This window comes from Corallococcus sp. AS-1-6 (assembly GCF_020037015.1).
Taxonomy (GTDB): Bacteria; Myxococcota; Myxococcia; order Myxococcales; family Myxococcaceae; genus Corallococcus.
In genome coordinates this window covers 66940-83684 of record NZ_JAIQDE010000036.1, presented here as the reverse complement: position 1 = coordinate 83684, position 16745 = coordinate 66940, and the positions used below count along the sequence as shown (strand labels likewise).

The window sequence follows — 16745 nt, the reverse complement described above, 5'->3', positions numbered from 1 at the left end:
CGCGGCGTCCGCCATGTCCTTCACCCTGCGCAGCGGATGGCCCGCGGGGACCCGGTCTCCCGGCGTCCTCAAGCTGAAGAGTGTCGTCTGCTGCTTGGGCCGTCCGCGCATCACTCCCTCCGTGACGCGGAGGACACCACGCCTCGGTGCGGGGTGTCGATCCCTCGGAGGGGTTTCTCAACAGCCTGCTAGACTTACTCGATTCGCTTCCGTATCCGCTGGCTGAGGGCGTATCCGGCGGGCCTCGTCGTTCGCCTATCGATGGCCGAGCGGCGTCGAGTGTCTGTCGTTTGCGCGATATGCGGCGTCACTCCTATGCGCCGACAGTCGGCGACGAAGTTCGCCGTGTCGTAGCCCTTGTCCGCCCCCACGCAGGCGCGCTCGTTCCGGGACGTCAGCCCCTCGAGCATTATCACCGCCGCATCGCGCTCGGCGAAGCCATCCGCCGGCATCACCGTGATGTCCACGAGCAGCCCGTTGCGATTCTCCATGACGCCATTGAGGCTGTAGGCCAGCCGCGCCTCCTTGCCGTCACCCTCGCGCGCAAAGCCGCGCCTCCGGGTCCGTCGCCGAGGCGTGCGTCGCGTTGCCGCGTTTCTGCCCGTGAACGTTCACTGTCGGGTTGCCCTTGTCGTCGGGCAGCTCCTTCTTGTCGTCCTTCTCGTCCTTCGGGCGGAACGACTTCAGGGACGCCCAGGCTTCAATCAGGCTGCCCTCCACGCTGAACCGGGGCATCCGGTCTCCCGGTGTCCGCAGGCTGAAGAGCGTCATCTGCTGCTTGGGGCGTCCGCGCATCGCTGCCGCCGTGGCGCGGAGGACACCCCGCCACCGTGCGGGGTGCCGATCCCTCCGAGGGGCTTCTCAACACCCTGCTAGGGCAGCCTGGTGATGCGATTGAGCGCGGGGGCGGGCAAGGGGCTCGCCTGGCTGCTGTGTGCCTTCAGGTATGCCTCCAGCGCGTCGCTGTCCACGGCGCCACCCAGCCGGTTCGTCCCCTCGGCGAACACCTGGAAGCCATCACCGCCACTCGCGAGGTAGTTGTTCGCGGTGACGCGGTAGTTCGCCGCCGGGTCCACCGTCACGCCGTTGATCCGGATGGACGCCGGGTCGACGCGGCTTCCGACGGGCGCTGACGCGCTGAACGCATAGGTGAAGCCCGCCGACGGAAGCAGCATGAGGGTGGCTCCTGACGGCCGCCACTGCCACTCCAGCAGTTGCTCGATTTGCGCGCCCGTCAGCGTCAGGGTGACCAGGCTGTTGCCGAACGGCTGCGTGGTGAAGGCCTCGCCGTAGGTGACCTCACCCTGGGCGATGTCCGCGCGCATGCCGCCCGGGTTCATGAAGGCCACCTGCGCCCCACCCAGGTTCGCGGGCTTCGTCGCCTCCAGATGCGAGTCCGCGATGACGAGGCCCAGGGTGGACTGGCCCACGGAGTCCGACTGTGTCCTGAGCGTCTGCGACACCCAGCCGATGACCCGGTTGGCCCTCGGCGTGACGAGCTCCTGGTACTTCGTCACCAGCTCCTTCACCGCGCCGTCCTCCTGCACGTCGCGAGTGACGATGACGTTGTTCGCTCGCGCCTCCACGACGTCGCCCGTCGCCTTGCTCAACGTCAGGTCGATGTCCGTGACGAGCTGCCCCATCGACGAGGCGCTCGTGACGACCTTGCCATCGATGACGCAGTTGTAGGCCTGATGCGTGTGGCCGCTGACGATGACATCCACCGCGTCGTTGAGGCCCTTGGCCACGCCCACGATGGCACCTGAGATGAGGCCGTCCGCACCCGCGCCCTTGCAGTCGTTCACCAGCGAGCCCGAGGTCGGAATTCCGCCCTGGTGCACCACCACGATGATGGCTTCGATGCCCTGCCGCCGCAGCTCCGGCACCAGCGCGTTCACCGTCTGCACTTCGTCCTTGAAGGTGAGCCCCGCCACGCCCGTGGGTATGACGCTTTCCGGCGTAGCCTCCAACGTCATGCCGATCAAGGCCACCTTCACGCCCTCGAACTCACGCACGTCGTAGCGGGGGAACAGCGTGCGGTCCACGCCCGTGGCCACGTTGGCCGCCAGGAACTTGAACGTCGCGCCCGGGAAGCCATCCCCGTCCAGGCAGCCATCCACCGGGTGGCAGCCGCCCGACTGCATGCGCAACAGCTCCGTGCTGCCCTCGTCGAACTCGTGGTTGCCCACCGCGACCAGGTCCAGGCCAATCAGGTTCATCGCCTCGACGGTGGGCTCGTCGTGGAAGAGCCCCGACAGCAGCGGGGAGGCGCCGATGAGGTCTCCCGCCGCGACCACCACCGTGTTCGGATTGGCGGCCCGCAGGGCCGCGATGTGCCGGGCGAAGTACGTCACGCCGCCCGCCTTCACCCGCACCGCTCCACCGTCGGGGGCCACTCCCGTCAGAATCTGGCCCGCGGGCTCCTCGAGCTGCCCGTGGAAGTCATTGAACGCGAGCACCTGCACGCTCACCGTGGTGGGACCCGAGTCGGGAGTCCCCGCGTCGGGTCTCCCCGCGTCGGGCGTCCCCGCGTCCGTGCCGGAATCCGGGGGCGGCACCTGGACGGAATGCTGCTCACAGCGATTGTCCTCGCAGACCCACTCCGTGTTCGAAGCCGGCGGTCCCTTGTATTCACGGCAGTCGGTGGCGTCCTGGCACTCGTCACGCCCGCAGCCGCCCTGGGCGAAGAGGAACATGCCGGTGACGAACGCTCCGGCGAGCAGGAAGACGCTGGGACGCGCTTCCAGAAGTGACGAGCGCGGGATGGCTTGTGGCATCGACGGAACTCCAGCGAACAGGGAGGGAGAACCTACCCGGGTTCGTGGACGATGGCGCGACTTCATTCGACGCTGTCAAAGAGGGGCGCCAGCGCGCGTTCCATGGCGTTGGCGGTCGCATCGCCGCTCTGGTTGGTGATGATGAACACCCCCAACTGATACTTCGGCACGACGTAGAGATAGCATTGCGCGCGAGGCACGCCGCCGTGATGCACGTAGTGGGTGCCCAACTGGCTGCTCTGGCCGATGTTCCAGAAATAGCCAATGCTGAAGTCCTCCGCGAAGCGCACCAGCGGCTTGTGTGACTCTGTCACCGCGGGATGGTTGCTCAACTGCAAGCGCAAGTACTTCACCATCTCCGGCATCGTCGCCTTCAAGGCTCCCGCCGCGCCCCAGGGCAGGAGTGGCATCGGCGTGGTGCCGACCGGGTTGTCGCTGTGGTAGCCAGGAGCCAGGCGGTGGCCGTCCTGGGCACGCAGGCGCAGCCACGTGTCGTGCATCCCGGCTTCCCGTGCCAGGAACTCCGCGAGCAACGACTCGTAGGGAGCCCCGTGGATCTTCTCGAGGGTGTGCGCGACCAACTCGGTGCCGGCGCTCGAGTACGCATAGTCCTTGCCGAGCGGGCCCTTGATGCTGACGGTGTGCAGGTCCTGCCAGAACCGCGGCTGCCCGTAGTCCGCATAGGCGGCATTGAGCCTTGCCGGGGTGGCATGCGCAGTGAAGTCCCTCAACACCTCATTCACTTGCAGTGGCAACATCCCCGGCATGCCGCTGGTGTGTGTGACCAGATGGCGCAGACGGATCGGCTCGCCGTCTGACTGAAGGTTCGGATAGGCGGACGGCAGATACTCTTGTATCGGGTCGTCGAGGGTCGCCTTGCCTTCGAGGACAGCGTTTGCCAACAGCAGGCCGGCGAAGGTCTTGCTGACCGACCCTATCTCATAGAGGGTCGAATCATCGGGCGGATTGGACTTGCCGGTCTCCAGCTCACCCCGATGCAGGATGAACTCCTCGCCGCGATAGACCACTGCAATTGATGTCGCGTGCAGCAGTCGTGACTGCAGCAGGGTCGTCGCGGCCTGGTTCATTGCCGCGGGGATATCGCGGGCGGGTGCAGGGCCCGTCGTCTTGCAAGCGGCCAGCACCAGCATCATTCCAGCAATGGCTACGGAGACTTTGTTCATCAGGCGCATAACGGGGATGGGCACTCTCGCACGCCCCCCAGGCCGGAGCCAGACACGCGAGGCCCCATGCCCAACAGTGGGAGTAGCTCTCGGCTGAGGGTCGCACCCTCTGGGGCCACCACGCCGTCGCGCCGGACGGCGCCTGGCGAGAACGCACGTTCATGATACGAGTGGCTGCCGGTATCATGTAGACGAAATCGAACAGAGGGGGACATCCATGCAACGGTGTTTCGGAGTGCTGGTCTGCGCAGCGCTGCTCGTCGCGTGCGGAGGGCCGGGAAGCGACCCAGCGAAGACGCCGGCGCGCCTCGAGGTGGAGCGCCAGATCGCCCAGCGCGGCTTCGATCTGCGCGACACCGCGGTCGTCCCGATGAAGGACGGTGACGACACGTACCACCGACTGCACGTCCAGGGCGTCCCCGTGTGGGGCCTCGGGGCGAAGACCGCGAACGGCCAGACCCGTTTCACCGACATCCGCTTCGAGCCCGCGGAGAAGGTCGAGACCCACGCCCGGATCACCCGGGCCGCTGCGGAGGCGGCGGCGCTCGCGGAGCTCTCCGATCCGACGGCGGCGATCGTCCGGGACGCGGAGCTGGTGCTCCGCCCGCGCGAGGAGCTGCGGCTCAGGCCGGACGCGCCGGCGCGCGCGAAGCCCAACGCCGAGGACTACGAGCGCGTGCTCACCGAGCTGACGCCGATCTTCCGGCTGACGCTCTCCACCGGCGGACCGGGCTCCCGCTGGCCGACCCCTGAGCGATGGATCGCCCAGGTGGATGCGCGCTCGGGGCAGGTGCGGCTGGCGCCGATGCGGCTGGACCTCACCTACGGCAAGGCGACGCTGAAGGGCTACTACTCCGGCACCGCGATCTCTTCCGTCGTGACGGCCAAAGACATCCGGCAGTGGGAACTCCAGGACATGCGGGGCAACCGCTACTTCGCGACGAGACGGAACGCTGACAAGAGCTACACCTTCCTCCCGTACACGAGCGCCGACGCGTACTTCGGCGATGGCGCGCAGTACGTGATCGGGTGGCCGATCCTCAGCGCGAACGGCGAGACCGCCGCAGTCGACGCCTTCGCGGCCGTGAACATGACGTCGACCATGTTCGAGTACTTCCTCGGGCGGACCGGCACCAAGGCGCTCCCGGCGATGCGGGTCAACCTCCACTATCCCTGGAACAACGCCTCCTACACCCCGGATGACACGACCCCGAGCCTCGACATCGGCTACCGCATCTATCCCGCGGAGCCGGGGATGACGACGCTGCAGCCGCTGGCCGTGACCGACGTGATGGCCCACGAGCTGGCGCACGACTTCTTCGGCCGCGAGGTGTACGGCAACCCCGAGCTCCTCGTGTACGAGCGCTCCGAGGAAGGCGGCCTCAACGAGGGCACGGCCGACATCATCGGCTTCTTCACCGAGCTGGGCCGCGACACCATGAAGGTGCGCCCGCTGAACGAGATCGACCAGACCCCGCTGCGGCAGGCCAGCCTGACGATGGGCGAGGACACCGGCTTCCCCGGCCGCAACATCCTCACGCCGATCTTCACCGAGTGGTCGCCCACCCTCGGCGAGGAAGACCCGCACTACGCGGGCGGACCGCTCACGCGGATGTACCTGCTCCTCGCGTACGGCTGTCAGCCCCTGGCGCAAGGCCAGCCCCCCGGCCCCTGGCAGTGTCCCCTCGTCCCCCAGGGCTTCACCGGCATCGGCCCCTCGATGGCGGCCGTGCTCTGGACCCGCGCGGTGGAGATGCTCTCGCCGGGCGCCAGCTACGCGCAGGCCCGGACCGCCATGCTCTCGGCCGCGGAGACGGCGGACGGCGCCTTCGGCGGCACGAAGCTGCGCGCCGTCGCCTCCGCCTTCGGCGCGATCAACGTCGGCACCCCGCCGGACACCAACCCGCCGCAGGTGTCGCTCACCTGCAAGCAGGCCGGCCCGGACATCTCATGCATCGGCAACATCACCGACGCCGAGGTGCCTTACCAGTGGCGCACGCCGTCGCGGCTCTCGCTCGATGGCGGCGCGCAGACGATCGTGCTGGGGGGTTGGAACTTCAACCGGAGCTTCTCCGGCGCCGGCCTCTCGGCGGGCAGCCACACCGTCACGCTCACCGCCTGGGATTACTGGAACAACTCCGCGTCGCAGACCGTGACGGTGACGCTGGACCGGACGCCGCCCACCGCGTCGCTCAGCGTGAGCGGCCCGCCGAAGCAGCCCCTGTTCACCATCACCGCGAACGACAGCGCGGGGATCGGCGGCATCGACATCTACGACGGCACGGAGTTCCGCACCCACTTCGGCCCGTCCTATCCGCCGCCCTACGAGCAGACGTACGACATCACGACGTGGACCGAGGGGACGCACCCGATGATCTTCAAGGTCTACGACGGGTTCGGAAACGTGACGACGCTCACCCACGCGCTCGTCGTGGACCACACGCCGCCCAGCGTGGCGCTCGGCACCTCCCAGGTCGGCGTGGTGGTCACCCTGAACGTGAATATCTCCGACCCGTGCGGCCTCACGTATCCGTACGGGCTCTACGTGGACGGACTCCTGGTCGCCTCGCCGGCCGGTCCCAGCTCGGTGCTCACGTTCGGGGACGAGATGGCCCAGGGCGTCCACGCGTTCCACGCCATCGTGGCGGACGGCTGCGGGAACACCGCCAGCTTCCAGACCATTTTCAGCAAGGCGATCTCGCCGCCGGCGATCGCCTCGATCGCGCGCGACGACACCCAGCCCAAGAAGCCCAGGTTCACGGTCACCTGCAACGCCCTCAATGGCGTCCACCACGTCGAGCTGCGCGAGAACGGCGTCGTTCTCCAGTCCGACACCACCGCGCCCTACGAGTTCGTGATCGACACCACCTCGCGCACCGATGGCACGTACACCCTGCTTTTCCAGTGCATGGACAACCAGGGCACCTCCAGCACCCCCGAAACCCGGACGGTCATCGCGGACAACACCGGGCCGACGTTCAACTTCAGCGTGTACGGCGCGGGCCGCTCGTACCTGGTGTCCGCGGGCACGGTGAGCGATCCGCGCGGCGTGCAGTCGGTGGCGCTGTTCGGTGGTCTGATCCCGGGCTTCTCCGTCACGTTGACCCAGGCTCCGTATCAGTACCTGTGGAACATCGGCGGCACGGCCACGATCCAGAGCGACCTGCCGTTCGGGGTCACGGCCCGAGACACCTGGGGTAACGAGTCCACGCTCAGCCGCGCCTGCTACGTGGACACCGTGAACATGACGCCCGCGACGCTGTACTGCCACTGAGCCATCCACCACACGAAACAGAGGGGAGCCCCATGAGGCGGTACTCCGGAGTGCTGCTGGGCGCGGCGATGGTCGTCGCCTGCGGCGGGTCGATGACTTGCGCGAACGGCGGTGGCGCGACAGCGGAAGGATGAGGGAGAGCAGGAGCACGGTACGCATGCGCGTGGGGGGGGTGCGTCGCCCAACGTCTCGCGGCGTCGCCGGAGTGCGCGTGGGGCGGCGCCGCGCTACGTATGCTGAGGCCCATGACGTCGTCCGCCCTCTTCGCGGGATGCCTCGCGCTCTCGCTCGCCGCCTCGGCCGCCCTGCCCTCCGCACGACAGGGACAGGTGCAGGTGCACACGGAGGATTTCCCCGCGGCAGTAGCGCTTGCTGGGGATGCGCCGGGCTGGCGGACGGTGGAGAGCCGTGAGTTGAATGAGGGGGCCGGCCCCTTCTGGCTGCGCACGCAGGTAGAGGTGCCCCCGCGTGAGGCCGGAGCCCCGACGCCTGCCCTCGCCCTGTCGGTGCTCGGGTCATGGGAGGCCTGGTGGGACGGCAGGCCCCTGGGGCGCAACGGTCAGGTGGGGCGCACACCCGCGGAGGAGGTACCAGGACGCGTCGATGCCCTGCTCCCGCTCCCGCCCGAGCTCAGCGCGCCGGGCCCTCATGTGCTGACGATGCGCGTCTCGGCGCACCGGCTCGGCTTCCAGCCCGTGGGCACCCTCCACTACCTGCGGGTGGGCGAGGCCGCGTCCCTCGCCCGGGCGCGGATGCTCGGCCTGGTGCCAGCCCTTTGCACGCTGGGCGCATTGGTGCTGATGGGGCTCTACCACCTCGCGCGCGTGCGGCTCGCTCGCGGAGGGCTCGCAACGCTGCTGCTCGGCGTGCTGTGCCTCGCCGCCACGGCGCTCGTGCTGCTGGAGGCGTGGCGCGGGCTCGCCAACTACCCCTACCCACGGCACGCCGTGAGGCTGCGATTGCTGGCGGCGGCCGTGCTGGCGGTGACGGCGCTGCTGCCGGCGACCGTGCACGCGGCCTTCGGCGAGCCACGCCGCTGGCTGCGGTGGATGGGACTCGGACTGGGGTTGCTCTCACTCGTCTTCGTTCCGGGCTTCGATGGCAAGAACGGCATCGCGCTCGGGGCCTCGCTCGCCGTCTCCACGGCGCTCGCCGTGCGCGCGTGGCACCGCGGGGAACCGGGGGCCATGGGCGCGCTGGCGGGGCTCGGCTTCGCCGGGACGCTCTACACGCTGGCCCCCTGGGACTTCTCCGAGCGCGGCTTCTTCCTCGCCTTTGGGGGGCTGCTGCTCTGCCTCACGGCGGTGCATGCCCAGCAGCAGCGCCGCCAGCAGGAACGGCTGGAGAGCGCGACGCGCGCCGCGGAGCGTCTGCAACTGGAGCTGCTCAAGCGCAGCCTGCAACCGCACTTCTTGATGAACACGCTGGGCGCGCTGAGTGAGTGGGTGGAGACGGAGCCCACGCAAGCCGTGCGCTTCATCGAGGCCCTGGGCTCGGTGTACCGGCACCTGCTCGCTGTCTCGGGTGAGCGCACCATTCCGCTCGCCCGCGAGCTCGAGCTGTGCCGCGCCCACCTGGCCGTCATGGGCTGCCGGCAGGGCACGGCCTTCCACCTCGAGACCGATGGCGTAGACCTCGAGGCCCCCGTCCCCCCTGCCCTGCTGCACACGCTGCTGGAGAACGCTTTCAGCCACAACCGCTACATCTCGCCCCACACCTTCCGGCTCCAGAGCAGCCTCGTTGCCGATGGCGCCCGGCCGCGGCGGCGCTACCTCTTCCTCGCCCCCCTGGGCACGGGCACGCGCCAAGGGGGCGGTGAGGGCACCGGCTCGCGCTACCTGCGCGCGCGCCTGGAGGAGGCCTTCCCCGGTGCGTGGCGGCTCGAGGACGGGCCCACGCAGGATGGGTGGATGACACGGGTGGAGGTGCCGGCGTGAGGCTGCTCATCGTGGAGGACGAGCCGCTGGCGGCGCGCCGCCTCGCTCGGCTGTGCGAGCAGCAACTGGGGCCGGGCGCCCCGCCCCCGCGCGTGTGCGCGAGTCTGGACGAGGCGCGCGCGCTGCTGGCCGGGCGCGACGTGGACGTGCTGCTGCTGGACCTGAACCTCTCGGGCGAGGACGGCTTCGCGCTGCTCGCGGAGGCGGCCACGGGCGCATTCCAGACGGTGGTGGTCTCAGCGAACACCGACCAGGCGCTGCGCGCCTTCGAGTTGGGGGTGCTGGACTTCGTGCCAAAGCCATACACGCCGGAGCGGCTCGCCCTCGCGCTCGCCCGCGTGGGAAGCCGCGCGGCCACTCCATTGCGCACCCTCGCGGTGAGAAAGGGCGGAGGCGTGGTCCTCGTGCCACTGGACTCCGTCGCGTACATCCAGGGCGCTGGAGACTACGCGGAGCTGGTCCTCCGTGAAGGCGGCACCGAGCTGAGCGAGAAGAGCCTGGAGCGGCTCGAGCAACTGCTCCCCGCCGACTTCCTCCGCGTCCACCGCTCCTATCTCGTCCGCGTGACGGACATCCGAGAGCTCGTCGCCTCCGAGGGCTCGCGCACCGCGGTGGAGTTGCGGGACGGCACCCGACTGCCGGTGGGCCGCAGCCGACTGAGCGCGCTGCGCAAGCGGCTGGAGGCGTAGGCGCCGTCGCTCCCGGTGCCCGGTACAGGCGCCGCGAATGGCATCAAGGTGCGGCCGGTGCAGGAGCGTTGCACCGACCCGGCCACGGACGAGTGCTCGACGTCAGGGCTTCGCCTTGATCTCCAGCCGCTCATCGCGGAGCGCTTCGCCCTTCAGGAAGGCCTTCATGCGCTCGAGGATGCGCGAGTCCGACTGGAAAAGGCCGTCGTGTCCCGCGCCCACCAGCACCAGGTGGACGGTCCGGGAGAGCCCGGGGCGCAGGGCCTCCGCGTTGTCCGGACTCGTGCGCCCATCCAGGGTGCCGCTGATGAGGAGCACGGGCACCGCGGACTTCAGCGGACCGCGGAAGGACTCGCCCAGGTCGCTCACGCCGGGCACATCCCCTGCCCGCAGGGCTCCCGGGTTGGCGCTGCCACCGAGCAGTGCCTTCGCGGCCTCCCTCTTGATGAGGGCGTGTCGCGCCGGGCTCACGCCGGAGGCCGCGTCCATGGCGAGCGACATGGGCGCCAGCCACCCTTCGCGCAGTTGGCGCGCGAAGGGCGCCATCGGCGCATAGTCCCCTGCTTCCAGCGCCGGAAGCAGGGTGAGGAAGCGCCGGAAGGTGGCGGGGTCTCGAAGGGACTCGAAGGTGGCGCACTGAAGGTCGAAGGGGCTGACCCGCCAGGTGTGGCGCTCACCCTTCGCCGGGTCTGTGAACGCCACGGTGCGGGGCTCGCGCTTCAGCGACCTCAACAGCTTCGCCAGCCGCGCTTTCAGGCCCGGCCCGCGCTCGCCCTCGGCGCGCAGAACGGCCTCCCAGCGCTCGAGCAGGGCCTCCGCATGGGCAGGCCGCTTCCAGGTGTCGTCCGGCCCCTCGATGCCGGCGAGGATGACGTGGTCCACCCGCTGTCCGTGGCGCCGCAGGTAGGCGAGGCCCAGGTGGGTGCCGTAGCTGATGCCCCAGAGGTTGAGCTTCGGCGCGCCCAGCGCCTTGCGCAGCGTCTCCAGGTCGTCGGCGTTCTCCTCCGTGGTGTAGGCGCCCAGATCCACGCCGGCCGTGGCCCAGGTCCGGCTCGCCTCGGCGGCGGCCTTCTTCACCGTGGTGGTGAGCAGCGCCTCGTCCATGCGCTGCTCGAGCGGGATGGCCCAGCGCTGCTCCAGATTGGGATGGGGGTCGGACTGGCCGGTGCCGCGTTGGTCCAGCGCGATGACGTCGGCCACCTCGCGCAGGGCGAGGAACAGATCGAAGCGGACGCCGCGTGCGGCCTCGATACCGGAGCCGCCCGGGCCACCGGCCAGGTAGATGATGGGGGCCGCGGGCGAGGGGCTCGTGCTCTTGAAGCGCACGAAGCGCAGGGACAGACCCGGGCCCTCGGGGCGGGCGTGGCGCAGGGGCACGGTGACGGTGCCCAGCTCGGCCTGAACACCGCGACCGTCGCGGGCCTGGAAGGCGTAGGGCTGCAGTTGGAGTTCCTGGGCCTGGGCGAGTGACAGCGGAAGGATGAGGCAGAGCAGGAGCACGGCGCGCATGGGCGTTCCTCCGAGAGCGGGGCGACCGCGAGGAGAATGCGGTGGCCCGCGCGGCGCGTGGGGTGCCGGTCGCCCAACGTCTCGCGGCGTCGCCGAAGTGCACGTGGGGTTGTGCCCATCCAAATCCGGTCGCTGCGTCATGAGTGCGTCAACGCCATGTTGACCCTGTAGACAGAAAGCTGACAGCGCCACTTCGCCATGAAATGCGGACACACAAGAAGTGAAGTTCGCGGAGATTCAATCGGTTCCCGATTGAGGGGCGATACCAGCCCCCTCCTATCCCTGTCTCCAGGGCGGCCCGGAGCCCTTCGACGAGGGTCCAGCCCCATGCGGCTGTTAACCGAGAGAGAAAAACGCGGCAGGCATCTACTGGGGACTCGCGTTTTCGTAGCGCGGCGCAGACTCCCCAAGACGACTCTCAGAAGCTCCTGGCCAGGTCCTCGGCACGGCCCCTCTGCCCCGCCCCTCTGCTCTTGCACGCGCGCCGTGGTGGCTCCAACCGAGCAAGGAAGGGCGGCCCGGCGATGCGCCCGCGTTCGCCCGCTCCTGTGGCGTGGCCTGTCGGCGGGACGCTCGTGTGGAACGGTTTGGCCGAACCGGTGCGGACCGGTTTGGCCGAACACACCCCGACCGGGTTCGCCGAACTCCGGAGGACCTGTTACGCCGAGCTACGACACCGGAGCTGCCGAATCGGGCGCTGGTTCTGTACGCGGACCATGAGCTGAATGTGTCCACCTTCACCGCGCGGGTGACGGCGTCGTCGGGAGCGGACCTCTACGCGTGCATCAGTGCGGCGCTGGCGGCGCTGTCGGTGCGTCCGGAGGCGGTGGGCGCGCGGCGGGCTGGGTGGCACACGTGCTGGAGCAGCGCGAGCAGGGACGCCTGCTGCGTCCGCGCGCCCGCTACGTTGAGCCCGCTCCCACTGCGAGGGGCACCGTCTCTGGAGGAGCCCGCAGCGCGATGAATGCTCGCCGGTAGGGATGACCCCATGGATGTTGGCGCCATCCCTATCGGTGAGCTTGCTTGCTATGGGTCGACGGTGAAAGGAACGACGACCAAGTTGTTCTCCTCATTCGTCTCGGGGAGCGAGCCGTTTCTATCCACCGACAAGATGAGGTTGTAGACACCGGGCGTCAGCGTCGCCGGTAGCGTGACGGTCCTGGTGAGTGAATAGCTCGCCCCCGGCTCCAGAGCCGTCCTGCGTGACTCGTTCGCGAGCGACGTATCCCCCGTGCAGCAGGTCTCATCCTTGGAGAGGTAGACGTCATCCGACCAGCTCGGATGCGCAACAACATCCACGGAGCCATTGCTCACGCTCCAGACCAGACTGATGGAGGAGCCCGCCCGTGCCGAGGGCGGAGCCGACAATCCCCCTGGAACGAGGTCCGCAGCGCGAAGACTGATGGGCAGCGCCGTCCATGTGTTGTTCTCCTCATTCGGCTCGTGAAGCACGCCGTTGCGGTCTACTCGAAGGAGGAGGAAGTAGTTCCCAGCAGGCACGCTCGGCAGGACCGCGGACTTCGTGATGGTATAACTCGATCCAGGCGCCAGCGCGCTCGTGCGAACCTCGCTCATCACCGACGTATCCCCGCTGTCATATCTCTCGTCCGTAGAGAGGTAGACGTAGTCGTACCAGTTCGGGTACGCGATCTCCGTGCCCGCATTGGTGACCGTCCACGTAAAGGACACGGACTCCCGAGCCTCGGCCACCGAGGGTCCACTGAACGCGGTGGCCGCCAGATCTGGGTTCGTCACGGTGATGGGCAGCGCGGTCCAAGTGTTGTTCGTCTCTTCCGATTCGTAGAGGTCACCGTAATGGTCGACCCGGAGGAGCAGAAAGTAGTTCCCTGCAGGAACGTTTGGCAGTGTCGCGGTATTGGCGACGGTGTAGCTCGCTTCCGGTGCCAGCCCACCCGATTGCTGCCAGCTCGTCACGTTAACGTCTCCACCACCGAACGTCTCGTCAGTGGAGAGGTAGACGAAGTCGGACCAGGACCGATACGCGTTGGCCGTGCCCGCATTCGTGACCGTCCAACTGATGGGCACCCGCTGCTGGACCGCGGCCACCGACGGTCCTCTGAACGCGGTGATGGCCAGGTCAGGATTCGTCACGGTGATGGGCAGCGCGGCCCACCCATTGTTCCCGTCGTCCTTCTCCACCACGACGGAGGTGCTGTCGACGCGCAGGAGCAAGAAGTAATCGCCAGCAGGCACTCCCGGCACATCGACCGACTTCGTGACGGTATAGCTGCCCCCCGGCGCGAGCAGCGTACTCCGTGACGCATCCAGCACCAGCGCGTCGTTGCTGCTGGGGTAGATGTCGCGCGACAGATATATGGCGTCGCGCCATGATGGCGTGGCATCCACCGAACCCTGGTTCGTGACGGTCCAGGACAAGGAAACCGTCTGCCGTGTCGCCGCTGCGGCAGGCCCAGTGAAGGCAAGGGGAGCCAGGTCTGCGGCTACCATCGAAGCCGGGGGCCGCACACACACCACGCGCCGGTACTTCATCTTCTCGTCATACGAATAGCCACCATCGCCCAGGTTGATGCTCTGAACGAGGGTGCCAGATGTGCTGTAGGCAGACGCGCTCCAGAAGTACTCCGCTGTCTCGAAATCGAAGTACTTCTTCGCCAGGGCACTGCCGCTCACGCGGTGGATCTCCGTCACGGTAGGCAGGCGCCAGTCACTGAATCCCCCCTCCACCAGCGAGTGACAGTGGTTATCCAGCGAGGCGTCCGGAACACCCGGGACCATTCCACCGGCGTAGTCATTCGTGCGTGCTCCATCGTCCGCGTCCGGCTGCGCATTGCCTGCCAGCTCGGCGCCCCACACTGCGTCGTGCCACGTCTTCACCGGTACCGAAGGCCGGCTCCACACGAGCCCCCCAGCGCGCGTATCCATGCAGCCTCCCCATCCCGTCACGAAGAGTTGCCCGCCATCGACAGGCACTCGACACGCATGCTCCGCGGGTGGAGGCCCGCTCCTCACGCAGACCACTCGGTGGGACTCGGTCGCCTTGATGCCATAGTGCCACCCTCCCAAGAGGTGGATCACTACAGCGTGCGAGGCGTTCCAGTTCGTCGAGGTCCAGGCATATTCTGAGACAGCGTGGGGAAAGTAGGTCCCGGCCCTGGAGGCACTCGTCACCATGGCCAGTTCCTTATCCGAGGGCAGACGCCAATCGCTGAAGCCGCCCTGCGTCAACTCATGGCAATAGGCTGCGGCCGACGCGTCCGGCCCCGCCGAGATAGGATAGCCCCCCGAGTAGTCATTGACCCGGCCGTAGTCGTGCGCATCCGGAACGGCGCTGCCCGAAACGGTCGAGTCCCAGACGGCATCATGCCAGTTGCTGTGAAATGGGATGACGGCGAAGACCAACCCGCTGGCGATGTCCTCGCAGCCTCCGTTCGCTGTCCGCATCAGCGGCGCATCCGCGCCATACACCGGCCGGCAGCCATGGCTCCACGAAGGATCCGGCTCCGGGATGGTGGGCAGGTCAATAACAATCTCCGCGTTCATCAGCGGCAGTTCCAGCTTGCCCGACCCCGGCTCCACCAGTGGCGCTGTAGGGGTCGGATTTCCAGGCGCATAGACCTTCACGTCCCGGTTCGTCAGCACGTACGAGCGCGACTGCGGCGACATGCCCGGCGAGGCGTACAGGTTCAGCGTCACACCCCAGAGCCGCAACACGCGCAACGAGACTGCGTTCCCCTCGTAGTGGTTCGTCCTGAGGCGGAATGACTGGAGGTCCGTGAGCCCCCCATGACTCAGCGCCGAGGAGAGCGGAACAGTGACATTCGTCCAGTCCTCACCAGTCAGCGTCACCCAGTGATAGCCCAGCTTGTGGACATTGCCCTCCGCGTCGAGCCCCTCCACGTCCACACGGATGCGTCCATGTTTGTACGCAGTAACGGAGGCATCCATTGCGAACTGGACGCTCTCCACTGAGCGCCGCACAGGCTGGCCGGAGCCCTCGGCCACAACCACCTGGGTGGTTGTCTCACCCACCAGCCCAGACGTGTTGGTGATGCGCGCCGTCACCGTGTAGGTGCCGGCAGCCTCGAACGTATGCATCCACGCGTGAGTGGACGGCTCAGACACGCCATAGACGCGGCCCTCCACAAGGCCATCACCCCAGTCGAGCTGCACGGCATAGGTGCCGTCAGCATTGTAGTTCGCGCTCGGGTCATACACCGAGGGCACAAGCGTCACGCTGGCCCCCGAGGTACTCACCGCCACACTGAGCGACGCCGCAGCACAGATGGCCGCCCCACCCACCCAGCCAGCGGGACAATCGGGCTCGGTCTCCCCCAGGAGGGGAGCCGCAAGCAGCAAATACTCACCCGGGTAGGCCTGGCGGAGCATGTCCACACCGAACTTGCCCACGCAACTCTCCAGCACGGCCTCTGGATCCGAAACGTTGGCCAGATAGGCTGTCTTCTCCGGCTCCGTCCAGCGGCGCGACGCGATGGCGTTCCACCGGGCCTGGACGTTCGGGATACCCGAGAGCACGCGCTGGATGGCGAGCGTAGTGAGCCCGCGCAGGTAGCGGGCCTCGGGGACGTTGTCGCTCTCATGGTAGGCGTCGCTCAGCGGGTAGCCCGGTGGAAACTCATCCGGCTTCGAGAAGGGGGCTCCCGTGAGGATGACCTCCCGGTGCGGACAGGTTCCGACAAAGCTGACGTAGTCCACGAAGTCCCCCGGCTGCTGCCGGATGAGCGCAGCCGCACCTTCCTCAATGGCGGCGGCCAGCATCACTCCGAACTGATTGAAGCGCCAGTCGCCGGAGCCTGACCGCTCAACCACAGGGTTGGAGCACTGGGGGATGTAGTCGCAGAAGCAGCCCGGGCCCTCTTCAGCTTCGAGGCACGGTCCATAGGACTTCGCAGAGCGGTAGTAGGGATTTCCCTCGCAGTTGATGGGCTCTTTTGAGTTGAAGGCGCTGTGACAGGACGTATCTGTGGCTGGCTCGTATTTACAGCACTTGAGCGCCGCATCCCCCAGACACAGCTTGTGATATGGAATTCCAATATCCAACGAAAGAACATCACTCATCTTCCAATCCAACACCATGCAGAGACCATTCCAGACCATATCCTTTGCCGAACAGCCAGGCTTGTTGAAGCCCTGCCTCGCGCACCGATTGTAGTCTTTGACGTAGTCTCTCAAATCCCTCGCCCTACCCACCCAGTCGAGGATACGCGATAGGGATGACACGCCACTCCGCTCCAGGCTCGCAGGGGGAGGCTTGAGTTGCGAGGAGGAGTCGCGAGCGTGCGATGCGGACTCCGGGGCCTCGGGAACAGGGGGGTCCATCGCCGGCAGACAACCGGACACCCAAAGGAGGACCGCAAGGAGAAAGTTCGTCCGGC

10 protein-coding genes are annotated in these 16745 nt (G+C 67.8%); 4 read left to right on the top strand and 6 right to left on the bottom strand.

Annotation, left to right across the window (positions count from 1 at the left end; all coding sequences use genetic code 11):
• Positions 1–194: 194 nt before the first annotated feature.
• The 4 genes from K8612_RS34520 to K8612_RS34505 form a co-directional block, all read right to left on the bottom strand.
• The gene (locus tag K8612_RS34520) at positions 195–491 is read right to left on the bottom strand and encodes a hypothetical protein (protein WP_223765367.1); all 297 of its coding nucleotides are present in this window, start codon (positions 489–491) and stop codon (positions 195–197) included.
• A 40-nt stretch (positions 492–531) separates the two neighbouring features.
• Positions 532–795, bottom strand: coding sequence for a hypothetical protein (locus K8612_RS34515; protein WP_223765366.1), 264 nt, complete (start codon positions 793–795; stop codon positions 532–534).
• A 77-nt stretch (positions 796–872) separates the two neighbouring features.
• On the bottom strand, positions 873–2777 hold the full coding sequence (locus K8612_RS34510; RefSeq protein ID WP_223765365.1) for a bifunctional UDP-sugar hydrolase/5'-nucleotidase: 1905 nt from the start codon (positions 2775–2777) through the stop codon (positions 873–875).
• A 62-nt stretch (positions 2778–2839) separates the two neighbouring features.
• Positions 2840–3961 (bottom strand): serine hydrolase, encoded by a 1122-nt coding sequence (locus K8612_RS34505; protein ID WP_223765364.1) that lies wholly within the window; start codon positions 3959–3961, stop codon positions 2840–2842.
• Positions 3962–4178: 217 nt separating this feature from the next.
• On the opposite strand from K8612_RS34505, the gene K8612_RS34500 reads away from it, so the two are divergent.
• The 3 genes from K8612_RS34500 to K8612_RS34490 all read left to right on the top strand — a co-directional run bounded on the left by K8612_RS34500 (position 4179) and on the right by K8612_RS34490 (position 9861).
• Complete coding sequence (locus K8612_RS34500; protein ID WP_223765363.1) at positions 4179–7235, top strand: Ig-like domain-containing protein; 3057 nt, start codon at positions 4179–4181, stop codon at positions 7233–7235.
• 245 nt (positions 7236–7480) lie between these two features.
• Positions 7481–9172: a histidine kinase gene (locus tag K8612_RS34495; protein WP_223765362.1), complete on the top strand. Its 1692-nt coding sequence runs from the start codon at positions 7481–7483 to the stop codon at positions 9170–9172.
• A complete protein-coding gene (locus tag K8612_RS34490; protein ID WP_223744538.1) occupies positions 9169–9861 on the top strand; it encodes a LytTR family DNA-binding domain-containing protein in 693 nt (230 codons plus the stop codon). Before K8612_RS34495 ends, K8612_RS34490 begins: the two co-directional genes overlap by 4 nt.
• A 102-nt stretch (positions 9862–9963) precedes the next feature.
• Here the strand turns inward: K8612_RS34490 and K8612_RS34485 are convergent, their stop codons facing one another.
• The gene (locus K8612_RS34485) at positions 9964–11370 is read right to left on the bottom strand and encodes an alpha/beta fold hydrolase (RefSeq protein ID WP_223765361.1); all 1407 of its coding nucleotides are present in this window, start codon (positions 11368–11370) and stop codon (positions 9964–9966) included.
• Between the two features lie 553 nt (positions 11371–11923).
• Here K8612_RS34485 and K8612_RS34480 point away from each other — a divergent pair.
• Positions 11924–12334, top strand: a complete 411-nt coding sequence (locus K8612_RS34480) for a citrate/2-methylcitrate synthase (protein WP_373692160.1) — start codon at positions 11924–11926, stop codon at positions 12332–12334.
• A 62-nt stretch (positions 12335–12396) separates the two neighbouring features.
• Here the strand turns inward: K8612_RS34480 and K8612_RS34475 are convergent, their stop codons facing one another.
• The gene (locus K8612_RS34475; protein WP_223765360.1) at positions 12397–16446 is read right to left on the bottom strand and encodes a CARDB domain-containing protein; all 4050 of its coding nucleotides are present in this window, start codon (positions 16444–16446) and stop codon (positions 12397–12399) included.
• Positions 16447–16745 lie beyond the last annotated feature (299 nt).

What these genes read in the sequence shown, in the direction of transcription:
- K8612_RS34520 (WP_223765367.1), bottom strand. Translation starts at nt 491, where the DNA reads ATGGAGAATCGCAACGGGCTGCTCGTGGACATCACGGTGATGCCGGCG.
- K8612_RS34500 (WP_223765363.1), top strand. Translation starts at nt 4,179, where the DNA reads ATGCAACGGTGTTTCGGAGTGCTGGTCTGCGCAGCGCTGCTCGTCGCG.
- K8612_RS34510 (WP_223765365.1), bottom strand. Translation starts at nt 2,777, where the DNA reads ATGCCACAAGCCATCCCGCGCTCGTCACTTCTGGAAGCGCGTCCCAGC.
- K8612_RS34505 (WP_223765364.1), bottom strand. Translation starts at nt 3,961, where the DNA reads ATGAACAAAGTCTCCGTAGCCATTGCTGGAATGATGCTGGTGCTGGCC.
- K8612_RS34485 (WP_223765361.1), bottom strand. Translation starts at nt 11,370, where the DNA reads ATGCGCGCCGTGCTCCTGCTCTGCCTCATCCTTCCGCTGTCACTCGCC.
- K8612_RS34495 (WP_223765362.1), top strand. Translation starts at nt 7,481, where the DNA reads ATGACGTCGTCCGCCCTCTTCGCGGGATGCCTCGCGCTCTCGCTCGCC.
- K8612_RS34515 (WP_223765366.1), bottom strand. Translation starts at nt 795, where the DNA reads ATGCGCGGACGCCCCAAGCAGCAGATGACGCTCTTCAGCCTGCGGACA.
- K8612_RS34475 (WP_223765360.1), bottom strand. Translation starts at nt 16,446, where the DNA reads ATGGTGTTGGATTGGAAGATGAGTGATGTTCTTTCGTTGGATATTGGA.